The organism is Paraclostridium sp. MRS3W1 (genome assembly GCF_032465715.1).
Lineage (GTDB): Bacteria > Bacillota > Clostridia > Peptostreptococcales > Peptostreptococcaceae > Paraclostridium > Paraclostridium dentum.
In genome coordinates this window covers 1-22,310 of sequence record NZ_JAWDJM010000168.1, presented here as the reverse complement: position 1 = coordinate 22,310, position 22,310 = coordinate 1, and the positions used below count along the sequence as shown (strand labels likewise).

The 22,310-nt window shown below is 28.8% G+C and carries 25 protein-coding genes and 1 other annotated feature; of the genes, 4 read left to right on the top strand and 21 right to left on the bottom strand.

All coding sequences use genetic code 11. The features are described from left to right. Positions 1–2: 2 nt before the first annotated feature. The 11 genes from RWY47_RS14175 to ftcD form a co-directional block, all read right to left on the bottom strand. On the bottom strand, positions 3–275 hold the full coding sequence (locus RWY47_RS14175; RefSeq protein WP_021433307.1) for a EutN/CcmL family microcompartment protein: 273 nt from the start codon (positions 273–275) through the stop codon (positions 3–5). A 2-nt stretch (positions 276–277) separates the two neighbouring features. Continuing rightward, entirely contained in the window at positions 278–670 is a 393-nt protein-coding gene (locus tag RWY47_RS14170; protein ID WP_025161889.1) for a hypothetical protein, read from the bottom strand. A 4-nt stretch (positions 671–674) separates the two neighbouring features. Continuing rightward, a complete protein-coding gene (locus RWY47_RS14165) occupies positions 675–953 on the bottom strand; it encodes a BMC domain-containing protein (RefSeq protein ID WP_270659173.1) in 279 nt (92 codons plus the stop codon). A gap of 14 nt (positions 954–967) precedes the next feature. Then, complete coding sequence (locus RWY47_RS14160) at positions 968–1,318, bottom strand: BMC domain-containing protein (RefSeq protein ID WP_021431054.1); 351 nt, start codon at positions 1,316–1,318, stop codon at positions 968–970. A gap of 11 nt (positions 1,319–1,329) precedes the next feature. Continuing rightward, complete coding sequence (locus tag RWY47_RS14155) at positions 1,330–1,638, bottom strand: hypothetical protein (RefSeq protein WP_025161888.1); 309 nt, start codon at positions 1,636–1,638, stop codon at positions 1,330–1,332. 11 nt (positions 1,639–1,649) lie between these two features. Continuing rightward, positions 1,650–1,910 (bottom strand): BMC domain-containing protein, encoded by a 261-nt coding sequence (locus tag RWY47_RS14150; protein WP_021431056.1) that lies wholly within the window; start codon positions 1,908–1,910, stop codon positions 1,650–1,652. A gap of 27 nt (positions 1,911–1,937) precedes the next feature. Then, a complete protein-coding gene (locus tag RWY47_RS14145; RefSeq protein ID WP_150842980.1) occupies positions 1,938–3,278 on the bottom strand; it encodes a UbiD family decarboxylase in 1,341 nt (446 codons plus the stop codon). A 1-nt stretch (position 3,279) separates the two neighbouring features. Then, complete coding sequence (locus tag RWY47_RS14140; RefSeq protein WP_150842981.1) at positions 3,280–3,834, bottom strand: UbiX family flavin prenyltransferase; 555 nt, start codon at positions 3,832–3,834, stop codon at positions 3,280–3,282. 185 nt (positions 3,835–4,019) lie between these two features. After that, positions 4,020–4,631 (bottom strand): cysteine hydrolase family protein, encoded by a 612-nt coding sequence (locus RWY47_RS14135; protein WP_021431060.1) that lies wholly within the window; start codon positions 4,629–4,631, stop codon positions 4,020–4,022. A gap of 169 nt (positions 4,632–4,800) precedes the next feature. Further along, complete coding sequence (locus RWY47_RS14130; protein ID WP_224170202.1) at positions 4,801–6,345, bottom strand: dihydroorotase; 1,545 nt, start codon at positions 6,343–6,345, stop codon at positions 4,801–4,803. A gap of 15 nt (positions 6,346–6,360) precedes the next feature. Continuing rightward, positions 6,361–7,302, bottom strand: a complete 942-nt coding sequence (gene ftcD, locus RWY47_RS14125; RefSeq protein ID WP_224170201.1) for a glutamate formimidoyltransferase — start codon at positions 7,300–7,302, stop codon at positions 6,361–6,363. Positions 7,303–7,521: 219 nt separating this feature from the next. Here ftcD and RWY47_RS14120 point away from each other — a divergent pair, with 219 nt between their 5' ends. From RWY47_RS14120 to gltS, 3 genes are all read left to right on the top strand, one after another. Beyond that, on the top strand, positions 7,522–8,214 hold the full coding sequence (locus RWY47_RS14120; protein WP_150842983.1) for a cyclase family protein: 693 nt from the start codon (positions 7,522–7,524) through the stop codon (positions 8,212–8,214). Positions 8,215–8,256: 42 nt separating this feature from the next. Continuing rightward, on the top strand, positions 8,257–9,591 hold the full coding sequence (locus RWY47_RS14115; RefSeq protein WP_224170200.1) for a uracil-xanthine permease family protein: 1,335 nt from the start codon (positions 8,257–8,259) through the stop codon (positions 9,589–9,591). A 176-nt stretch (positions 9,592–9,767) separates the two neighbouring features. Beyond that, positions 9,768–11,033 carry a sodium/glutamate symporter gene (gene gltS / locus RWY47_RS14110; RefSeq protein WP_224170199.1) on the top strand — a complete coding sequence of 422 codons (1,266 nt, stop codon included), beginning with the start codon at positions 9,768–9,770 and terminating at the stop codon, positions 11,031–11,033. Positions 11,034–11,224: 191 nt separating this feature from the next. Here the strand turns inward: gltS and RWY47_RS14105 are convergent, their stop codons facing one another. From RWY47_RS14105 to RWY47_RS14070, 8 genes are all read right to left on the bottom strand, one after another. Next, entirely contained in the window at positions 11,225–11,902 is a 678-nt protein-coding gene (locus RWY47_RS14105; RefSeq protein ID WP_148550179.1) for a YczE/YyaS/YitT family protein, read from the bottom strand. A 348-nt stretch (positions 11,903–12,250) separates the two neighbouring features. Next, the gene (locus RWY47_RS14100; RefSeq protein ID WP_224170198.1) at positions 12,251–14,413 is read right to left on the bottom strand and encodes a HAMP domain-containing sensor histidine kinase; all 2,163 of its coding nucleotides are present in this window, start codon (positions 14,411–14,413) and stop codon (positions 12,251–12,253) included. After that, the gene (locus RWY47_RS14095; protein ID WP_021433324.1) at positions 14,388–15,089 is read right to left on the bottom strand and encodes a response regulator transcription factor; all 702 of its coding nucleotides are present in this window, start codon (positions 15,087–15,089) and stop codon (positions 14,388–14,390) included. The genes RWY47_RS14100 and RWY47_RS14095 overlap by 26 nt, the downstream gene beginning before the upstream one ends. 252 nt (positions 15,090–15,341) lie before the next feature. Then, on the bottom strand, positions 15,342–16,055 hold the full coding sequence (locus tag RWY47_RS14090; RefSeq protein ID WP_150887386.1) for an ion channel: 714 nt from the start codon (positions 16,053–16,055) through the stop codon (positions 15,342–15,344). A 126-nt stretch (positions 16,056–16,181) separates the two neighbouring features. After that, positions 16,182–16,319 carry a hypothetical protein gene (locus RWY47_RS14085; RefSeq protein ID WP_160165085.1) on the bottom strand — a complete coding sequence of 46 codons (138 nt, stop codon included), beginning with the start codon at positions 16,317–16,319 and terminating at the stop codon, positions 16,182–16,184. A gap of 210 nt (positions 16,320–16,529) precedes the next feature. Next, on the bottom strand, positions 16,530–16,853 hold the full coding sequence (locus RWY47_RS14080) for a DUF2325 domain-containing protein (protein WP_150842988.1): 324 nt from the start codon (positions 16,851–16,853) through the stop codon (positions 16,530–16,532). A 17-nt stretch (positions 16,854–16,870) separates the two neighbouring features. Continuing rightward, entirely contained in the window at positions 16,871–18,775 is a 1,905-nt protein-coding gene (gene feoB / locus RWY47_RS14075) for a ferrous iron transport protein B (protein WP_168932245.1), read from the bottom strand. Between the two features lie 20 nt (positions 18,776–18,795). Continuing rightward, the gene (locus RWY47_RS14070) at positions 18,796–19,014 is read right to left on the bottom strand and encodes a FeoA family protein (RefSeq protein ID WP_021431076.1); all 219 of its coding nucleotides are present in this window, start codon (positions 19,012–19,014) and stop codon (positions 18,796–18,798) included. A 205-nt stretch (positions 19,015–19,219) separates the two neighbouring features. Between RWY47_RS14070 and RWY47_RS14065 the strand changes: the two genes are divergently transcribed. Beyond that, the gene (locus RWY47_RS14065) at positions 19,220–19,567 is read left to right on the top strand and encodes a hypothetical protein (protein ID WP_150842991.1); all 348 of its coding nucleotides are present in this window, start codon (positions 19,220–19,222) and stop codon (positions 19,565–19,567) included. Between the two features lie 81 nt (positions 19,568–19,648). On the opposite strand, the gene RWY47_RS14060 is transcribed toward RWY47_RS14065, so the two are convergent. Continuing rightward, positions 19,649–20,962, bottom strand: coding sequence for a Na+/H+ antiporter NhaC family protein (locus RWY47_RS14060; protein WP_150842992.1), 1,314 nt, complete (start codon positions 20,960–20,962; stop codon positions 19,649–19,651). 83 nt (positions 20,963–21,045) lie between these two features. Beyond that, positions 21,046–21,298, bottom strand: a binding site (T-box leader). Positions 21,299–21,362: 64 nt separating this feature from the next. Next, positions 21,363–22,076, bottom strand: coding sequence for a M48 family metallopeptidase (locus RWY47_RS14055; RefSeq protein WP_168932244.1), 714 nt, complete (start codon positions 22,074–22,076; stop codon positions 21,363–21,365). Positions 22,077–22,310: the final 234 nt, after the last annotated feature.

Sequence of the window (22,310 nt, the reverse complement as noted above, 5' to 3'; positions counted from 1 at the left end):
TTTTAATCCTCCCAAACATCTATATTATCCACTATCCCTATAATAGCTGCATTTATTGATGATTGTAGTTTTTTGGTTGCATTTCTAGCCGCTGTACCTTCTGTATATATTACAAGTTCTCCAATTCCAGCTCCTACTGTATCTACAGCTATTAGTGGTTTACCATCTATTTCATTTTTTAAGTTCAATGGTTGAGTTATCATTAATTTGCTTCCTACCAGCGAATCGTCTTTTTTAGTCGCAACTACTGTTCCTATAACTTTTCCTATTTGCATGTTTATCCCCCTATTTCAATTTTTATTTTCTTTTGTTTTATATAATCTTTTGCCATTGGAGTTATTATAGTATTTTTTGATATGCTTATACTTCCTTCATTTAAATTCATAATATCATTTAATGTTATTATTTCCTTCCTTGCTTCGTCTTTGTTGTTTTCATGATCAATTGTTTTATTTTTATATTTAGTATGATTATTATTTAAGAGATCAAGAATTTCTTTTATATTCTTGTGATTTGTAGGTATCATTACATATGAATTGTCGTCTATAGAATTAAATTTATTATTTGATATAAGAGTTTTACAATTACTAAATTCTTTTTTGTTATCTTTTTTTATATTTTTACTTATTTTATTCAATATATTTTTTGTAAAATCAATTTTTTCTTTCATCTATTTAATCTCTGCTTAAAATTACTCTTTCAACTTCTGAGTGTGGTCTTGGGATAACATGTACTGAATGAAGTTCACCTACATTTCTTGCTGCTTCTGCTCCAGCATCTACAGCAGCTTTAACTGCACCTACATCTCCACTTACCATAACAGTTACTAATCCAAATCCTATTTTTTCATATCCCATTAAAGTTACATTAGCTGATTTAACCATAGCATCTGCAGCTTCTACTGCACCTACCAAACCTTTAGTTTCTATCATTCCTAGCGCTTGCCCCATAATAAATTCCTCCCTTATCAATTATTTTCTTCGCTTTTATTTTCTATTACTTTTTTATTAATATTTTTTACTTTAAGATTTTTTTCAAATTCTTTGATTAAAACATCAATTTCTTCATGAGGTCTAGCTATCGTTTTACTTGAAACAATTTTTCCAACTTTGTTTCCTGCCTCAACACCAGCATCGATAGCGGCATTTACTGCTGCAACCTCCCCAGCTATATGTATGGTTACACTAACCGCTTTTTCAACACCTATTACTTTATCATATCCTACTAGCGTAATATCCGCTGCTTTGCTTGCAGCATCAAGAGCTGCTATCGCTGTAGTAAGTCCTACAGCTTCAATCATCCCTAGGGCTTTTCTCATATTATCCCCCCTTATTTAGCTAAATCTTTTAAGCTAATCATGTTTTTACATTTATTATTTGTATGTATATTTTTATCTACAACTATATTGTGATTTAAATCTTTTAATGATTTAAATTTCATTTCTTTATTTATATGCTTATCATTATTAAAATTATTTAAATTATTTTTTTTACTATTCTTGTATAGTATACTTTTTAAAATTTCTACTTCTTTACAATTTATATTTTCAATTTTTTTACTTTCTTCTTTTTTGCATGTTTTATTAAGTGCTTTATTTGATATGTTCTTCATAACAACTTTTGTCAATAAATCTGCCACTTAACCACCACCTATAAAATTTTACTTACTTCATCATGAGGTCTAGCTATTACATTAGTGGATATTATTTCCGCTAATCTTCCTGCACTTTCTTCTCCATTTTCAACAGCTGCTTTAACAGCTGCTACATCTCCTTTTATAATTGCTGCCACTATCCCTGATCCCACCAAATCTATATCAACTAACTCTACATCTGCTGATTTTAACATTGTATCCGCAGCTTGAATTGCACCTATTAAGCTTTTTACTTCTACTATTCCTAGTGCTTTCAATCATACTCACCCCTTTAACATAAGAAGTTAAAAATAATCATCTATGTTTATATTTTCATAACCTGGTATTATAGCTCTATTAAACAATTCATTGTCCAAAGGCTTTGTTGCATCAATTCCCATTTTATCGCTAAGGCCTTTATTTACATGAGAGGCTTCTAATGGGCTTCCCAGTGCATTAGGTATTATAATTACATCCTCACTTGCTTGCACTCTTGAAGCTATTGCAAATTCTACATCTTTATAGCTATATATATCTACATCATCATCAACTATTACCACATGTTTTAAGTCTTTACTACTTCCAAGTGCTGTCAGTATGGAACTTTTTCCATCTCCTTCATTTTTCTTATTTATCTTTACAACTGCATGAAGTCTACATCCTCCGCCTATCGTTACATTAACATCTATTACATCCACTATATTTTTTAAAGCACTATATATTTCAACCTCTCTTATAAGACCATTTGATAAATGTTCTTCCCTTGAAGGAAATGCATGTTGAAAAATTGGATTATCTCTATGCATTATAGCTTTAACGTCTATAGTTGGATGATTTGATACTTCACCATAATATCCCATAAGTTCCCCGAAAGGCCCTTCTTTTATTTTTTTATTTGGATCTAAATACCCCTCGATTACAATTTCACAAAATGCTGGAACTAATATATCTACACTACTACACTTTACAACTTCAAGCGGTTCATTTTTTAAAGAACTATAAACCTCATACTTATCTAGCCCATATTTTGAAGAACTAATTTGAGATGCTATCAAAAATTCTGCATCATATCCTAAAACTATTGCACACTCTAGCTTTTCATTATTTAATTCAGCTTTTTTAATTATATTATTCAAATGAGGAGACGCTCCAGATACTAAAGCACTTATATTATCTTTATCATTTATTTGGAATCTTCTAACTGCCATATGTGTGTCATTAGTTTCTGGATCTTTTATTATTAACATCCCTGCTGTTATGAAATTTGATGAATCTTTTTCATGCGATGTAGGAATCGGAAATAATTTATTTATATCTATATTTTTAGTTATAATATTTTGAGCAATAGGTCCACTTTTAACTTCTTTATAGGATTTTGGATTTGCTATAGCATCCATAAATTTATAAATTCTATTTTCTTCATTTACATCCATTAAATCATTAAATATTTTTCTATTTCCGTATACTCCACCAACTAAATCTGTATCATAATTTTTTATATTCTTAAAAACTATGGGTACTTCATTATCAAAATACCTAAGTACAGCTCCTAATTCAAATTCTTTATCAACTCTCTTTTTACAAGTTTTTAGATACCCTGATTTTTCTAATTTATCTAAAGTAAATCTAAGCATTTGGCTCTCCATATTATTCCCCCCATCTCTTAAGTAAATTGTGTTCTATCTCAAATTGATCTAGACACCTTCCTATAATCGATGAAACAATATCACTTATATCCTGAGGATGATTATAAAATCCTGGAGTAGGAGGCATAATAGTAACCCCTATATTAGAAAGCTTTAGCATATTTTCGAGATGAATAGAACTTAAAGGAGTTTCTCTCGGAAGTAATACTAATTTTCTTCTATCTTTAATGCATACATCAGCGCATCTAGTTAATAAAGATTCGCTAAATCCATGAGCAACTGAAGCCAATGTCTTCATAGAACACGGAACAATTATCATACCATCTGTTTTAAATGATCCACTCGCTATCGGTGCTGCTAAATCGTAATTTTCATAATAAAAGTCAGCCATTTCTTTAAGCTCGTCTAAACTTACACCGCACTCATGCTCAACAACATATTCACCCATATTAGAAACTACCAAGTGACTCTCCACACCAAGTTCTCTTAATGCTTGTAAAATTCCTAAAGCATAAATTGCTCCACTACCACCTGAAATTCCAACAACAATTTTCATAAAATTCCCTTCCACTTCCTATCTTTTTCTCTCATACATAAAGTTATATAGTTTTGATATTATGGTCTGTGAGTGCGTGGTAGATATAGGGAATGCAGCGACATTTACAAGCATCTTCCCAGCTTGTATGAAGCAAATTCCTATATCTACCATGCACCTTGCCCAGAATATCAAAACTATTTAAACTACTCTACTTTGTTTTCTGTATCTCCGCCTCCAACCCAAGGGTCTAGGTCTTTTTCCCATGCATCTATATACTCATCAATAGTCATAACTTTTGTAAATATGCTTAAATCCCTAAGCCCTGCTTCATGCATTTCATCATTTTTAGAATGAACTCCATCACTTAAAGTTATAACTTTATACGCATTATATAATGCATCACTAGCAGTACTTCTAACACATACATTAGTCCATACTCCAGTAACAACTACAGTATCTATATTTTCTTCTCTCAAATATAAATCTAGATCAGTATGTGCAAATCCACTATGTCTTCTCTTTGGAACTATATACTCTTCACCTTGTGGATAAAGTTCTTTTATAAAATCAGAACCCCAAGTTCCTTTAACTGCATGAACTGGTCTAACTCTAAAATCAGCATCATTTTTTCTATGAGCTTCTTGTATATGAACTAACTGAACATCGTCTAATCCTCTAGCATTTCTTTCTCTAACCCAAGCAAAAAGTTTTTGAAGGTCAGGTATTATTTTTTCTCCCCCTGGGCATCTTAATGGAGCTTTCTCTCCAACAAAATCATTTAACATATCTATAACTAAAATTGCATGTCTTTTCATAATAAATCCCCCTCTTATTCTCTTTCCTCACCGAAAAAATTAAGTTTCTAAAGATTGATAGTATAGAGTATGGGAGTTGTGACTTGCTGAAGAAGCGTTAAAGACCGCGCACTTCAGGTCTTTAGCGACAGAAGCAATTCATAACTCCCCTCTCCACCACTAATCAACATTAGAACTTGATATTTTTATCTAACTTACTTATTGTTTGACGTTTTATAAATTTACCGAATCCTGGTTTAACCTTTATACCTTTTATATTTTTAACATGTTCAAGGATTAACTCTGGATGATCTTTTCTATAACTAACTTTATATTCTCCACTAGTTAATTCTTCAGGATTATTAAATAAAACATCATAATTCTCTAGATTTCCCAAAACTCCAACTTCTCCATCTTCATAAACTAAATTACCTCTGACTATAGTTTTAATTATTCTTCCTTTTAGCTTCATTCCTTCAAGTGGAGTGTATCCACACATAGTTACTAAATTTTCATTTTTAATAGTCCATTCTTTATTTAAATCTATTATTGCAAAGTCAGCATCTGACCCTATATTTAAAGCACCTTTTTTAGGATATAATCCATAGTGTTTAGCTGCATTAGTGCTTAGTATATCAACTAATTTACTTAGTGAAATTCTTCCCTTATTGTATCCTTCACTGACTATTACAGGTACCATAGTCTCAACTCCTGGTATACCTGGGAATGAAGTCCATATGTTCGTACCTTCTTTTAATTTTTCACTTTCTATTTCATATGGTGCATGGTCTGTTGCTATAAAATCTATACTTCCATCATTTATACCTTTCCAATGCTCCTCATTATCTTTTTTAGTTCTAAGAGGTGGAGCTATTTTTGCAAGTGGCCCATATTCAGTCATAGCATCTTGATAATTTAAAGTTAAGTAATGAGGACAAGATTCACTAGTTACGTCTAACCCTCTCATTTTAGCTTCTTTTACTAGCTTAGCTCCTACACCAGTGCTCATATGAACTATATGCAGTCTAGCTTTACTAGCTTCAGCAAAGCTAATACCTAACTCTATAGCTACCTTTTCAGCAAGCTCCATTCTAGCTTCTGCCCAAGCAGGTCCATCAAGTCTACCTTCTTCTTTAAATTTATTTACATAAAAATCACACATTGCAAAATTTTCTGCATGTATTCCTATCGGAAGCCCTGTCTCTGATACTGCTTTAAAGCATTCAAACATTTCTGGATCTGTAACTCTTGGATAAGTTGGAACAGATGGAGTCATATAAACTTTAAAAGCAACTACCCCATAATCAGCTTGTTCTTTTACATTATGCATCCAACCTTCACGAACATCTTCTCCTGTAACTCCTCCCCACATAGCATAATCTACTACAGCTTGTGGCCCACATATACCTAGTTTTGTTTCTAATTGTTCTATACTTCTAACTGAAGGAACTGAACAACAAGGCATATCAATTACAGTTGTAACTCCTCCAGTAGCTGCTGCTGCTGTTCCTGTTAAAAAGTTTTCTCTATGAGGAAATCCTTGATACATAAAATGAGTATGTGAATCTATACAACCTGGCATTACTAAGTTTTCTTTTGCATCTATAATTTTTTTTGCATCTATCATATTTATATCATCAACAAACCCTACTATTTTTTCGTCTTTTACTAATATATTAGTAAGAACCATTTCGTCTCCTTGAGGTATGTTTGCATTTTTTATAATTAAATCCATAATTTAAAATCCCCCTTACATATCCATTAAATGAGTTTCTAATACTTGTTCATTTCTAAAATCCTCTAATTGTAAATAATAGTTAAATGTATCTAATACATAGTCTAGCTTTATAGGTCCTACTAATTGACTTCCAGTTACTATTACTCCATATCTCTCAGCTTCTCTTTTTACAAATTCAAACGCTCTATGAATAGGAGTTTGATAACAATCTAGTAAATTCATAGAAACTACTACTCCTTCTTTTTCCGGGAATTTAATTCCAACTGCCCTAACAGTACTAAATCCACCACTTGGTCCTCTTAATGCTTTAGCTATTTTTTTAGCTATCTCTACATTTTCAGTTCCAAGGAATATATTATAAGCTGTAAGCCCATTAACTTCAGCGCTCGATAATGTTGCTCCAGCTTTTTCACTTAATAATCCATCAACACTTAAATCTGGCTTTCTATTATTGTATTCTTCTTGTCTACTGCTATCATCTTTTATCTCTTTTAAAAGATCTCTAACACCTTCATATTGACCTTTTCTTATATATGCAAATGCCTTTCTTTCTTCTGTACTAGCACTTTCTCCTGCAAAGTATATAGGGACTTTACTTTCTTTATGTAGCCTTTCCCCTATTTCTTTTGATAGCTTCACACACTCTTCTATAGTTATATTTTTAAGTGGGAATATAGGCAGAGTATCTTGTGCTCCTATTCTAGGGTGAGTTCCTTTGTGTTCTCTCATATCTATAAGTTCTATAGATTTTTTAGCCATATTAACTAAAGCATCTTTTACATGTTCCGGCTCTCCTATAAATGTAACAACCGTTCTATTAAAATCTGCTTCTGGTTCATAGCTCACTAACTTTACATTTGAATTTCTAACTACGTCTACAATAGCTTCAATTACATCTTTGTCTTTTCCATTACTGAAATTTGGCACTGCTAATACATATTGTTTTTTCTCCATACAATTATCTCCTTATTTTTTTTAAATTTAATAAGTAGATAAACTATTAAAACAAGCAAATCTTCATTTATCCAAACTTATGATTAATTTTTATCTATTGAATTTTTCTGCAGTTTAAAGTAAGTTTTCTAATTTTTTTATTTACACTTGTTTATAAATTATATTTTCTAGCTATTGTGAATATAACTTATTAAATAAAGTTTTTAAGGAGGTGTTTTAATGGGGTTTAAAATAATTGATTTGTCACAAGAAATTTATCAAGGTATGTCTGTTTTCCCAATGCATCAACCTACCTTTATAATGACAAATATGACTCATGAAGAAAATATGAAAAGAACCGGAAGTAAAACTTTAGGATTTTCTGCTAGAAATTTACTTATAAGTGAACATGGTGGTACTCATTCTGATGCTGTCTGGGAATATAAATCCAGTGGTAAGACTATAGAAAATATGCCTCTTGAGTATTTTTTTGGAAGTGCTATTTGTATAGACTTAAGCAATATTCCTTATAGTAGGTATATTGAAATTAAGGATATAGAAATTTCCTTAAAAGATTCTAACCTTCAAATTGAAAAAGGTGATATATTGCTAATGTACACTGGTCATTATGACAGAAATTTTAACACAGATAAGTGGCAAACTGAATATTCTGGGCTTAGTTATGATGCAGCTAAGTACCTAGCAACATCTGGAGTAGTTAATATAGGAGTTGATGCTCCTGCAATTGATCATCCAAAAGACTTAAATTTTTCAGGACATTTAGTATGTGGAGAGTATGATATCACCAACACAGAAAATCTTTGTAATCTTGATCAATTAGTAGGTAAAAGATTTTTATATTTTGGATTACCACTTAAAATTAGAGAAGGTTCTGGGTCCCCAATAAGAGCCATCGCTCTTTTGGAAGATTAATTATTATAGCTAGCAGCAAAATTTATATTAGGAGGAGAATTTATGAGTGAAAATAGTTCTTCTCAAAAGATTAAAAATCAAAATAACTCAGGATTACTATATAGAATAGAAGATAGACCAAATTTGCAACTTTCAATCCTTCTTGGTTTTCAGCATATAGTTGCAGCTTTTGGTGGAATTGTTGCAGTTCCTTTGGTCATAGGTCCTGCAATAGGTGTTGATGTTAGAACTACAGCTATGTTAGTTAGTTCTACAATATTTGTAGCAGGTCTTGCAACTATCATCCAGGCAAGAGGTATTTACAAAATTGGAGCTAAACTTCCTTGTATTATGGGTACATCTTTTACATTTGTAGGACCCGCAATAACAGTTGGTACTTCTATGGGTCTTGCAGGAATATTTGGTGCTACCATACTTGGTTCCTTTATAGAAATGATTTTGAGTAGATTTATAAAGCCTCTTATGAAATTTTTCCCACCTGTTGTTACAGGTACTGTTGTTACTTTAATAGGACTTACACTTGTTCCTGTTTCTATGGATTGGTGTGCTGGAGGTATTGGTTCTCCTACTTATGGAAGCATTACAAACATTTGTATAGCTTTAATGGTTATGATTATAGTCGTAGGTTTTAATATATATGGTAAAGGAGTTCTTAGCAGTTCTTCAATTTTGATAGGAATGTTTGTAGGTTACTTAACGTGTATCCCTATTGGCTTGGTTGATTTTACACCTATAAAAGAAGCAAGTTGGATAGGGTTGCCTGGAATACCTGTAATCTTAGAGCATGGAATAAAGTTTAGCCTAGCTGGAGTTGCTCCATTTATTATAGCTTATCTAGTAACTACTATAGAAACTGTAGGTTGTTTAATCGCAATAGGTGAAGCTTCAGATACTAAAACTTCTAGTGAACAATTAAGTAAAGGAGTATTGGCTGACGGTCTAGGTAGCTTTTTAGCTGGTTTTTTCGGAGTATGCCCTAATACTACATTTAGTCAAAATATCGGTCTTATTCCTATAACTAAAGTCTCAAGTCGATATGTGGTTATAATATCAGGAGTAATTATGATGTTGCTTGGAATATTCCCAAAATTGGGAGCTCTAGTTGCATCTATACCTAGCCCTGTTTTAGGTGGAGCTGGAATAGTGATGTTCGGAGTTGTTGCTGCTAGCGGAATAAAAACATTAAGTAAAGTTAATATAAATAATAGAAACTTAATTATAATATCTGTTTCTATAGCTCTTGGCCTTGGAATAACTACAAGACCTGAGCTCTTAACAGTTTTACCTGAATCTTTGAAATTATTATTTGGTTCAGGAATAAGCACGGGGACTATATTTGCAGTAATGCTAAATATACTTTTAAAAGATACTGAGTAAGTACAGTATAAAATTAATTGAAATAACTATTCCACTTTAAAAGATAGTTATTTTTTTTTACATTCAATTAAAGTTTTATTAAGAAATTTAAGAATTGTTTAAATTGTATTTACATTTCATATCATTTTATAGTATAATAATCTAATATCTAACTAAATTAAATAAGGAGTGATTTGATGGAACTTTACAAAATTAACGGAATCCTTAATCTTAATTTAAACATTGCTGCTACGATTGCATTAACATGTTTTTTAATAATTTTAGGAAAAATAGTAAAAAAACGAATCTCAATTTTAGATAGACTCTGTATACCTGGACCAGTTATAGGAGGTATATTTTTTGCGCTTTTAGTTTTTTTACTTAATCAATTTAATATATTAACTATTGTATTGGACACTAGCTTACAATCTACATTTATGGTTGCTTTCTTTACTACCGTAGGTATAGGCGCAAGTTTTAGCCTTATTAAAAAGGGTGGTAAGTCTGTACTGATTTACTGGATATTTTGTATAATACTTATATTTTCTCAAAATATTATAGGATTATTGGGTGCACTACTAACAGGACTTGACCCATTGCTTGGACTTATGTGTGGGGCTATATCTATGGGTGGTGGTCATGGAACTAGTGCAACTTTCGGTCCAACTTTAGAATCAATGGGAGTTGTAGGTGCTAATACTATAGGTCTTGCCGCTGCAACATTAGGGCTTATTTGTGGGGGATTTATAGGAGCTCCAACTTCCAAATTTTTAATTGAGAAGTATAAATTAAAACCAAATGATTCTCTTTCAAACAACTTACATAATCATATGGAAATTGAAGACGATATCAATAGTGAAATTGCAATAGCATCTGATTCTAAAGTATCATCAAAATTGGATTCTTCAGAATTTATTAAACATATCTTCATATTGACTACGTGTATGTCATTAGGATATGTTGTTAGCAATTTTATAGGTAAAATAACAGGTTATGCATTACCTGAGTATGTAGGTGGGATTTTAGTTGCTATGTTATTTAGAAATAGTAATGATAAATTTAAATTTGTAGATGTTGACTACTCATGTTTCGAACTTTTAGGTGATATAAGTTTAAATTTATTTTTAACTATGGCCCTTATGAGTATTAAACTTTGGGAATTAAAAACACTCGGATTACCTATGTTGATTATAGTTTTAATGCAAGTATTATTTATAGTTTTATTTACTATATTTGTAATGTTTAAATTATTAGGTAAGGATTATGATGCAGCAGTAATGGTTGGTGGATTTATAGGTCATGAACTTGGTGCTACTCCAAATGCACTTGCTAACTTGAATTCAATATGTAGTAGGTATGGTTACTCAGAAAAAGCATTTTTCACGATACCAATTGTCTGCGCTTTTTTAATTGATCTAGTTGCAATACCTTCTATAATAATGTTTATAAATATACTATCTTAAAATCTTACTTTAATAATAGATCTAAGTTTTTATTTTATATATATTTTTAAAATTATAATTTTTCTAACTTAAAAAAGAGTTGCCTTTAATTGATGGCAACTCTTTTTTATTAAAATGCACTTGATTTAGCTGTTATCTCATACTTATCAAAATTATTTCTAGAACATAATATTTCTACTTTGTTTATTTTATTATATGTTAAAGTCCTCAACACTATTTCTTACAGGTTCTTCATTTAAAATAAAGTTAACTAATTTTTCTCCATATGGAAGGCATGTTTGTATAAATGGACCTGTTATAAGCATCGATACAACTGTTCCAAGTCCTACTGTACCTCCTAATAAATATCCTGCAATCAAAAATGTAGCATCAATTCCCATTCTTATCCAACGATATTCTAATTTCATTTTATCCTTTACAATAAACGGTATTATGTCATTTGGTGCCATACCTACCTTAGTAGATGAAAGAATAGAAAATCCTACAGCTATGATAAAACACCCTAATCCTACTAAACCTACTTTTCCAATATAACTATAGTGTTGAATTGGAAAATATGTAACAACGTTTACAGCCATATCAATGATTGGCCCAACTCCAATAACACATATTAAAGTACCTATTTTTATGTGATTTTTCTGAACTAAAAATATTATTGTAAATAATACAATTAAGATTATTCTATTTGCAGTTCCTGTAGTAGCGTTTACCCCAATGCTATTTAATGCACACGCTAATCCTTGTGTAAAAACTGTAAATGGATCTGAGCCTATATTTGTTTTTAAATATAACGCTACTCCAAATTGAATTATACTCATTCCTATAAAAAACAATGTTAACCTTTTCACGGAGCTTAAAAGTTTATTCATGCATATCCCCCCTAAGTATGTCTACCATTCCAATTGACTTTAAGTTAATTACTTGGTTATTTGATTTATTGACTTTTACAGAATAATATAATTTCAAAAATATGTCAATAAAGTTTGTTATTTTTTACTCATTCTTAAGAGTAATAATATTTCTTACTGTCTTTTTTCTTATCTTTAAACCTTTGATATTACTATACTTTAATCTCTTTTTAAAAATTATTTTTTAAAATAAATTTTTTTATATATTTTTAAAATTAATTTTAAAAATATATAAATTTAATAATTTAAGAGCTGTAAATCATGCTTACTCTTTAAACATAATTTACAGCTCTATAACAAATTTCACTTCTATTTTTTTAAAGTTATAACTACCTTAAATAAATCTCCATCAGTACTAACATTAAATGTTCCACCTTGAAGCTCAATAAAGCTCTTTGCGATGGCAAGCCCTAACCCACTACCTTCTGTGTTCCTAGATTTATCTCCCCTTACAAACCTTTCAACTAAATCTTCTACATCAAAATCAATCTCTTCAGCTGTCATATTTCTAAAGCTTATTTTTACAAATTCAGATTCACTTATTATATCAATATACACTCTAGAATACTCCATTGCATATTTACTTATATTTATTAACAGATTTTCAAATACTCTAAATGTTCTTTGACTATCTAATTTCAATATTAATTTTTCTTCTGGAAAATTGGTTCTTATTTTTAAATTTGAAGCTTTTATTTTATCATCTACTTCAACTAATGTCTGTTTCATTAAAGACACTACATCTACATCTATAATATTTAAATGTACATTACCGCTATTGACTTTGCTAACCTCAAATAAATCTTCTATCAACACTCTTAATCTTTCAGATTTTCTGTCCAATGTGTCTATATAAATTTTTCGTTTTTCTTCAGTTAAATTTTCATCTTTTAATAAATCAACATAAGTTATTATGGATGTTAACGGAGTTTTCAAATCATGACTTACATTAGAAATCAACTCTGTCTTCATTTTTTGACTTTTAACTTCTTCATCTACAGCTTTTTTAAATCCTATTTGAATATTATCTATCTCATTTTTTAATACATTAAAAGTTCCTAAATCATCATTTAATTTTGTACCTAAGTTTCCATTTGCTATCTCTTTAGTTATATTTAGTAATTTATTGTAATCTCTATTTATAGAAAGATACTTCTTCTTTATAATAAAGTATAAAACTAAAGTATATATAGGAACTAATATTAATCCAAAAAACCAAGTACATGATATCAAGCTTACTACAATTAAATTAAGAATTAACATAGATACTATTTTCTTTTTATTGTTTCTGCCTAACTCTATGTCAAACATCCATTTTTTTGTTTTTCTTAATTTTTTATTTATATATTTTGTACCTTTATAAATTAATGAATGATCTTTTAAGTATGTTGTATGTCTAGTTTTTATAATGTGTTTTAATAAAATTACCCCTGTAAACATTACAGTAAATAAAACTATCCAGTAAATTAAGTTAATTAAATAATTAATGATATTATTCATATCAGTTGTAAATTGTAATTGAGTAAAACTTATTATTGCTTTATTCATAACTGTTTTTATTATAAGTAAATCAGATGCTAAGTAGGCATAGGTAAATGATAGGTAGACCAAATATGCAACTACTTCTACTGGTATTTTTGTTATTTTTTCAAATATTTTTAACTCTTTGATTTCCTTATATGGAATAATTAGTGCAACCAAAATAACAAATACAATTCCTATATTTATAAAATTTCTAGAAGCCATAGTGTACGAATGCTCTTGCTCACTTATTTTTTTATAATGTATATTATCAACATATTTTAAATTTTTAGGTACTCCATATACAAACTTCATATTTTTTATAGGCTTCAATTCATAAATATCTTCGCCTAAATATACAGATGGTTTTTTATTTTGGTTTAAATTAGATTCGATAGTTCTTTCATCTGCTCCATGTAGTTTGTTAATCTTCATATTTCCTTTATCGTCAAAGTCAATAGATATATAAAAATCATACTTATCTTTTAAATTTTCTTGAATCTTCTTTTCATTACTATCTAGTAAATCTAAATTTCCACTTGGACTTTTTTTAGTTAAATTTTTAGACTTATCAACAACATAATAATCTAAATTTTTTAAATCTGTATTTAAGTTTTCAGTAAAATTATTTATCTCATTATCAAAACCATCTCTAACTTCCATTTTTTCTTGGTCATAGTGAGTATCCACTCCAGGTTTTAGCTCTAACATAAGATCTGCAGGTCTAGATTTTTCATTATTTTCATCATAAATTTTATAGTAAAGTCCATATGTAGATTCTATTAACTGTCTTGAGAAATCATCATTATATTCATATATATTATATCCAAAATGATTACTATACTTTTTTATACTTTGATAAGATAATACCATTCCTATTGACGCTATTAGTATTGTCATTACTATTATTAATTTCACATATAGTTTATTGTTTTTCAATTTTGTATCCAACGCCCCACACCACCTTCAAATATTTTGGATTTTTAGGGTTCATTTCTATTTTTTCTCTTATATTCCTTACATGAACCATTATTGTATCTGTATTTACAGCTCTTTCTTTCCATACTTTCTCATATATTTCATCTGCTGAAAATACCCTTCCTGGGTTTTTCATAAGCAAAGTAAGTATTTTAAACTCTATAGGAGTTGTTTTTACAAAGTTTCCATCAACACAAACTTCCTTTGTATTTATATTAAGTTCTAAACCACCTATAGTATGTATGTTTTCATTTGGTATATTTTTTTCAACTAAATTTAAAAACTTTCTGTACCTTCTAAGTTGAGAATTCACTCTAGCTAAAAGCTCTAAAGGTTTAAAAGGTTTTTCAATATAGTCATCAGCTCCTATATTTAATCCTGTTATTTTATCAATTTCTTCAGATTTTGCAGATAACATTATAACTGGAAAATCATGATTTTCTCTTAATTTCATGGTAAATTCGATTCCGTCCATTTTAGGCATCATTATGTCTACTATACTTAAATGAATAGTTTCTTTTTCTAATATACATAATCCTTCAACCCCATTATTTGCAATAAATACATTATATCCTTGATTGTTTAAATAAGCTTTTACTGCATAAGCTATATCTTGTTCATCTTCTACAACTAAAATATTAAAATTCATTTTTTCTACCCCACTTTATTATTTTTCTATATATATAATATCATAAGGCATTTTTAAATTTAACCAAGTTATTAAAACCTCCTTCTTTATCTTTATTGTACTTATATAATAACTTTAATTTTTTAAGATAATCAGTATATAAATCTAAAGATTTTCTAAAGGTTTAATTTAACTTCATTAAAAATAGATAAGGAAGTTAAAATATATAAATTTATATATTTTAACTTCCTTATCTATTTTAGTATCGTTTATTTACTCTCTAGAACTAATTAATGTGAATATGCTTGGAACAAAAATACACATTAATAAATATGAAACAAACATTTCACTCGCAACTATAATCTTTAATCCAGAACCTAGTATACTAACTTCATCATATCCTATTGTAAAAATCATAACACTACTAAAATACAAATAGTCAATTTTACTTTTCACCCTACTTCCATCACTTAAAAATAATCCATTACTTTCATTTACATCTATAAAAGTATAATAGTTATTATAATCCTCAAATAAATTAGCATAAAAAATTGTACTACTCAACAAAACCAATGTTATTATTCCAAAAACAATTACAGATGACTTTAAATCATTATAATCTTTTGGAATTCTAAATACCCAAATAATAGTTATAATAGTCCAAAGTATTATTATAATAGATAAAATAAAAAAATATATTACGCCTAGAATTACTCCTCCATAACTTGTAGCCCACTGACCTAAAGTAAATCCCATTTTAGTAAATACATTTATGTTTATATATAGCCCTATATAACCTAATATCAAAATTGGTATTTGAACTTTTCTAACATTCCTTTTTTTCTTTACTACATAAACTTTTTTCATAAAATAAATCGCATACATCATTAACAGTAGTAACCCACATAAATTAATTAAATAATTTTTAGTTAAACAAATCATAATTGTGCTAATTAATAAGAGTATTAACTCTATAATCATTGTCATCTTATTGTTTCTCCTGCTTAAAATAGATTTTAAGATTAGTTTGCTCCATTGATTAAATAATATAATAAAAAAAGCTGAAACCCATTAAACTACGTTTCAGCTTTAATATGTATCAATTGTCTCTAATTAAAAAATATTTATAAATTCCTCTCCCCAATGAATAACTCCATGAAATCCATTTTTATCTATTTTTATACCTATACTAAGTATAGCGTATATTAGCACAAATATTATTATACCTATAACTAATTTTTTCTTATTCATAAAACCATCTCCCTAATTAAAATATATAAAAATAATCTATGTTTTCCCTAATTTATAGATTTATTTATAATTATATTTCATATATTATACCAATAATTGGAAAAATGATAGTATTTTTTCTAACTTTATCTCAATTTGCTAACTTATTAAATTTAATATTAGATATATGGTTTTCAATTATAATAAAAAATAAAAAGCTAGTCATATTGACTAGCTTCTGCATTTTAATTTACATTGACTACAATCTCCGATACATTTATCAATATCTTTTATACAGTCATAAAAAGCTTCTTTACTACTGTTTTTAACTTTTATAACAGGTATCTTTTTTCTCTTAGCATCTCTTATAGCAAGTTCTGCCATACTGTGAGATATTGTTGACATTAATAAAACTATAGCATCTGGATTGCCAATTCTTTTTTTAAGACCAGATGGCATTTTTGTATATATTTTCGTATTATAACCTTTTTCACGTAAAAGATTTTTATAATCTTTCTCCATACATTCATGTCCACCTAAAACTAACACACTCATAATTTCACCTTCTTCCTTTATTGAATAACAGCTTTTAACTTAGACTTTACATCTACTTCTTTATTTAAATTTGTTTTTTGTAGTTTTTTAAATATAATCATTCCTATTGCAAATATAATTATAGTTCCTATAATTAGTGCCATTATATTTTCAATAACAAATCCTGTAGTAATTAATGTACCTATTTGGTATACATAAAATGCTCCTACCCATGCAATAAAGAATTGATATAAAAATGATACTAAAGTCATCTTAGTCCCATACTCTTTTTGCATAGTTGCAAGTGCTGCTATACAAGGAGTGTAAAGCGCACTAAACACTAAGAATCCATATGCAGTTACAGCTGTAAACATTGTAGGAAGAACCGTATTTAAATCCCCATATAAAATTTCCATTGTAGCGACAACTATTTCTTTAGCTGAAAGTCCAGTTAATATAGAAACTCCTGCTCTCCAATCTCCAAACCCAAGCGGTGCAAATATAGGTGCTACCAATCCTCCAAGAGTTGCTAGAAAACTTTCATTTATTTCAGGTGTAAATCCACTAAAATTAAATGATGATAATGCCCATATAACAATAGACATTGCAAACATTATAGTACACACTCTTACTAAAAATCCTTTTGATTTATTCCAAGTATTTTTAAGTAACTGGCTAAATGTAGGCATAGAATACTTCGGAAGTTCTATTATAAATGGTGAAGTTGAGTATGAGTTTTGACTTCTAGTTATAAATAAAGCTACAAATATAGCTACTATTATTCCTATTAAATATAGAGAGGTTGTAACTAAAGCTGCATCTTTAGGGAAAAATATAGAAACAAACATTGCATATATAGGCAACTTAGCTCCGCAAGTCATTAATGGGGCTATAAGAGCAGTTATTTTTCTATCTTGTTCACTATCTAATGTTCTAGTTGCCATTATAGCTGGCGAAGAACATCCAAGCCCCATAACCATAGGAATAAACGTTTTTCCTGATAGTCCAACTTTTGTCATAACTTTATCCATTAAAAATGCTATCCTTGACATATACCCACTATCTTCAAGTAGTGTTATACCTAAAAATAGTACAAATATTAATGGGAAAAATGGTAGTGCTCCACCAAGACCACCTATAATTCCATCTACTACTAAAGAATAAAACCACGGACTTGAATTTGCTATTAGCTCACTTACAGGTCCTTGTATGTACGTTTCTATTGCTCCTGCTGAAAATTCTTGCAGCGGTCCTCCTACCCAATCAAAAGTAAATTTAAATAAGGTATATAATAGTCCTATAAATATTGGATATGCCAGTATAGGATTTAAAACTATGTCATCAATTTTATCACTTAAATTTTTCTTATTGTCATTTTCATTTCTTATACATTTACTTAACGATTTTTCTAATTCTTTATAGGTCTTATATTCTTCATGTGGATATTCTTTATATATAACTAACGATTTAGAACTCTCTAAAATGACTTTTTCAAGAATATCACCATTAACTTTTTTCTTTGCTATCATAGGAACTATCTTTACTCCAAGTTCTTTTTCAAGCTTTTCATGATCAATTTTTATGCCCTTCGAATTTGCCATATCTACCATATTTAAAATTATTACTATAGGCTTATTGTATTTCATAAGCTGCGTTGTTAAGTATAAGTTTCTTGATAAATTAGCTGCATCAACTACATTTACTATTACATCAACATTTTCTTCATCTAAGTAGTTTTTAGATATTTTTTCTTCATTAGAAAAAGTATCCATTGCATAAATTCCTGGCAAATCTACAATATTTATATTTTTTCCAAAATGACCTTCTCTTTTTTCTATCGTAACTCCCGGCCAATTCCCAACTTTTTGACTAAGACCAGTTATTGAATTAAATACAGTAGTTTTCCCCACATTAGGATTACCAACCAATGCTACATTAATCATAATTAAATCCCCCTGTAATGCTATTTTATTTTTATATATTCAGCTTCTCTTTTTCTTAAAGCTATATCAAATCCCCTAAAATTTACTATAATTGGATCTCCTAATGGAGCTACTTTTTTCACAGTAATTTTAGTACCTTCTATACATCCTAAAGCTAACAGTCTTTTAGTAAAATCATTTTCACCAAATATATAATCTACGATTCCACTACTTCCTATCGAAAGTTTATTTACATTCACAAAACCATCCCCTTTTTAATATCTTTTTTCACTTGTTTTATTATTTCATTTGAAAATAATTATCACATATTTAAATAATACCACTCTTGATAATGATTTTCAATAACTTTTAATTTTTTTTATTTTTTTAATTTCCTTATTAGTTTGTATATACATTCATGCTATAATGTTAGTATAATTTTACATTTTAGAAAGGAAATTTTTTATGCATATAGCAGATACAAAAGTTGAATTAGATTTAGCTTTAAAAAATAGAGAAAATAAAATTACTGTAACTGATAAAAGAATTGTAAAAGGATTGAGAGTTCTTGATAACGTAAATATTAAAGATTCTGATAGAAATAGATGTAAATACAGCTTAAGAAATAAAAGTGCTGATTCAGCATTTATGGGTTCTATAGGATTCGCCCCTATGATTTCTGGTATGGCTAATATTTCATTTTTACAAGGAATGGGTGTTATTTCAAGTGTCGGACTTCATGAAACTTTAGTTATATTTGCTGATTATAATATTAATTTTAAAAATGATACCATTATATTAACTAAAATATAGTTTTATAATGAAAATTAAAAATAAGTTAGCACAATATAAGTAATTTTATGTGCTAACTTATTTTTATAGTTTTATTCTAATTTATATATTTTCTTTTAAGCTACTTTTTTTCACTACAACTTGTGAAAAAGTAATTGCTGCTATTCCACAAATAAACATTAATCCTGGATAATAAAGATATTTTATTATTTCAACTGGTGATATTCCAGCTATACCTGCTGCCGTTAATAGCTGAGCTCCATAAGGTATTACACCTTGCCAGCATGATGAAAATATATCTAATATACTAGCTGTTTTTCTTGGATCAATATCATATTTTTCAGCTATATCTTTTGCTAGAGGTCCTGCTGTTACAATTGCTATTGTGTTATTAGCAGTACATAAGTCTATAACACTTACTAATGCTGCTATTCCAAACTCTGCACCTTTCTTACTTTTTATTTTGCTAGTTATGAAATGTAGTATATAATCAATTCCCCCATTAAACTTAATTAATGATACAACTCCTCCAACTACAATTACTAATAAACTAAGTTCATACATTCCACCTAAGCCTTCTGATATAGCACCTATAAACCCTAAAATACCAAATGAATTAGAAAGTATTCCTACAGCTCCTGCAAATAATATTCCACTTCCCAGTAAAACAAATACATTTACACCTATTAAAGCTCCTGTTAAAACTAATATATAAGGTAAAACTTTTATAATATCATACTCATAAGATTGAGTTGCTACATTCCCATATCCAAGTGTTACCACTGTTAAAATTATAGCTGTTGCAATAGCTGCTGGTAATACTATTAAAAAGTTCATTTTAAATTTATCTTTTAACTCACACCCCTGTGTTCTTACTGCTGCTATTGTTGTGTCTGATATCATCGATAGATTATCTCCAAACATAGCACCTCCAACAACTGCCCCTATTACTAACGGAACTGGAATACCAGTTTTTTGAGCTACGCCTAGAGCAATCGGTGCTAATGCAGCTATAGTCCCAACTGATGTTCCCATAGATATTGATATAAAGCATCCTATAATAAATAATCCTGCTACTAAAAGATTTGATGGTAATATTGACAAACTTAAATTTACAGTTGAGTCAACCCCACCCATAGCCTTTGCTACACTTGAAAAAGCTCCGGCTAATAAAAATATAATAACCATTAATATAATATTTGTATCTCCTGCACCTTTACAAAATACATTCATCTTAGTTTCTAAATTTTCTTTTTTATTAAATAATAAAGCTATACCTCCTGCTATTAAGAAAGCTACTAATGCTGGCATCTTATAAAAATCCCCAGTTATAATTCCACTTCCTACAAACAATACTAAAAATACTCCTAATGGTAATAAAGCTAATGGATTACCTCTTTTTACTTCTTTTTTCATTGTTTAATCTCCCTTCATTTTTTATTGTTTTAACATAACCTCAATTTTGGGAATAAAAAAACTCCCGAGCCTAAGAACTTAATCTTAGGAACGAGAGTTGAATTCGTGTTACCATCCTAATTTATTTGTATTTCGCAATACAAACCTCATCAAGTACGCCAAAATTTTGGTTATACTCTATCACTGTAACGGGTGAACCCGTTGTAGCCTAAATCATAAAGATCTCGGTACACAGCTCCAAGGCCATTTTCACTTTAATATCCTTTGCTTTTTCTCACCAACAAAAGCTCTCTGTAAAAGTATTCTTAAAGTTACTTTCCTTTTCTTCGCCTTTAATTTTATTTATATTTTACATATTATACACTTTATTATACTTTGTCAACTATTTTTATAGAATTTTCTAAAAATTCATTCGTACTCCATTATTTTTTAGCCATTTAACTCTTTCCTTATAATCCGGTAAAATTCTTTCCACAGCTAAATAAAAGTCCTTAGAATGGTTTCTATGCTCCATATGGCACATTTCATGTACAACTATGTAATCAATTATTTGTATAGGCATCATAGAACATCTTAAATTGAATAATATTTCATTTTTATAAGTACAACTAGCCCACCTTGACTTCTGATCTTTAATTTTTATAGAGGTTACTGTATCTTCAAAAAAGAGCTTATAATAGTTTATTCTTTCTTTAACAATACCTAATGTTTCATCAGTATACCAATTTTTTAAAGCACGTTGTATAACATCTTTATTATTGGAGTTGGCTCTAACTATTAATTTATTATTTTCTAAACTAACACTAGTTCCAATTGTGCTTTTATCTACCAAAACTTCTAATATGTACTCATTACCTAAATATAAAAATATATCTCCACTTTTATAACTTCTTATATATCGATTATTATTTAGAACTTCAATTTCCTCTAATTTTTTTATTATCCAATCAGATTTATTTTTTACTTTATCAACTATAAAGGTTTTGTCCAAACCATTAGGCGCAATTACATTAATAATCCCATCTCTTTTAATTTCTAGACTCATTGTTTTCCTTTTTCTATAAATTATATTAAATTTTATTTCTCTATTTTTATGCATGAATGTCACTTCCATAACTTATCTCCTGACAACTATTTTTTAATTGTTACCAATTATTAATTCTAAAAATATAATTTTCTAATTTGTTTAATTTAATAATATAATTACATAAATATCATAAAAAGTAAAATTTTAATATTGGTAAAACTTATTTTCAAAAATGATAATGATTATTTTTATTAAATTAGTTTATATATTGAACTTAAGGGAATATATATATTATACTAATAAAAAGGGGTGTTTTAAATG

Coding starts and splice junctions, on each gene's coding strand:
- RWY47_RS14175 (WP_021433307.1), bottom strand. CDS start 275: ATGCAAATAGGAAAAGTTATAGGAACAGTAGTTGCGACTAAAAAAGAC.
- RWY47_RS14170 (WP_025161889.1), bottom strand. CDS start 670: ATGAAAGAAAAAATTGATTTTACAAAAAATATATTGAATAAAATAAGT.
- RWY47_RS14160 (WP_021431054.1), bottom strand. CDS start 1,318: ATGAGAAAAGCCCTAGGGATGATTGAAGCTGTAGGACTTACTACAGCG.
- RWY47_RS14145 (WP_150842980.1), bottom strand. CDS start 3,278: ATGGAGAGCCAAATGCTTAGATTTACTTTAGATAAATTAGAAAAATCA.
- RWY47_RS14140 (WP_150842981.1), bottom strand. CDS start 3,834: ATGAAAATTGTTGTTGGAATTTCAGGTGGTAGTGGAGCAATTTATGCT.
- RWY47_RS14135 (WP_021431060.1), bottom strand. CDS start 4,631: ATGAAAAGACATGCAATTTTAGTTATAGATATGTTAAATGATTTTGTT.
- RWY47_RS14130 (WP_224170202.1), bottom strand. CDS start 6,345: ATGGATTTAATTATAAAAAATGCAAACATACCTCAAGGAGACGAAATG.
- ftcD (WP_224170201.1), bottom strand. CDS start 7,302: ATGGAGAAAAAACAATATGTATTAGCAGTGCCAAATTTCAGTAATGGA.
- RWY47_RS14120 (WP_150842983.1), top strand. CDS start 7,522: ATGGGGTTTAAAATAATTGATTTGTCACAAGAAATTTATCAAGGTATG.
- RWY47_RS14115 (WP_224170200.1), top strand. CDS start 8,257: ATGAGTGAAAATAGTTCTTCTCAAAAGATTAAAAATCAAAATAACTCA.
- gltS (WP_224170199.1), top strand. CDS start 9,768: ATGGAACTTTACAAAATTAACGGAATCCTTAATCTTAATTTAAACATT.
- RWY47_RS14105 (WP_148550179.1), bottom strand. CDS start 11,902: ATGAATAAACTTTTAAGCTCCGTGAAAAGGTTAACATTGTTTTTTATA.
- RWY47_RS14095 (WP_021433324.1), bottom strand. CDS start 15,089: ATGAATTTTAATATTTTAGTTGTAGAAGATGAACAAGATATAGCTTAT.
- RWY47_RS14090 (WP_150887386.1), bottom strand. CDS start 16,055: ATGACAATGATTATAGAGTTAATACTCTTATTAATTAGCACAATTATG.
- RWY47_RS14085 (WP_160165085.1), bottom strand. CDS start 16,319: ATGAATAAGAAAAAATTAGTTATAGGTATAATAATATTTGTGCTAATA.
- RWY47_RS14080 (WP_150842988.1), bottom strand. CDS start 16,853: ATGAGTGTGTTAGTTTTAGGTGGACATGAATGTATGGAGAAAGATTAT.
- feoB (WP_168932245.1), bottom strand. CDS start 18,775: ATGATTAATGTAGCATTGGTTGGTAATCCTAATGTGGGGAAAACTACT.
- RWY47_RS14065 (WP_150842991.1), top strand. CDS start 19,220: ATGCATATAGCAGATACAAAAGTTGAATTAGATTTAGCTTTAAAAAAT.
- RWY47_RS14060 (WP_150842992.1), bottom strand. CDS start 20,962: ATGAAAAAAGAAGTAAAAAGAGGTAATCCATTAGCTTTATTACCATTA.
- RWY47_RS14055 (WP_168932244.1), bottom strand. CDS start 22,076: ATGGAAGTGACATTCATGCATAAAAATAGAGAAATAAAATTTAATATA.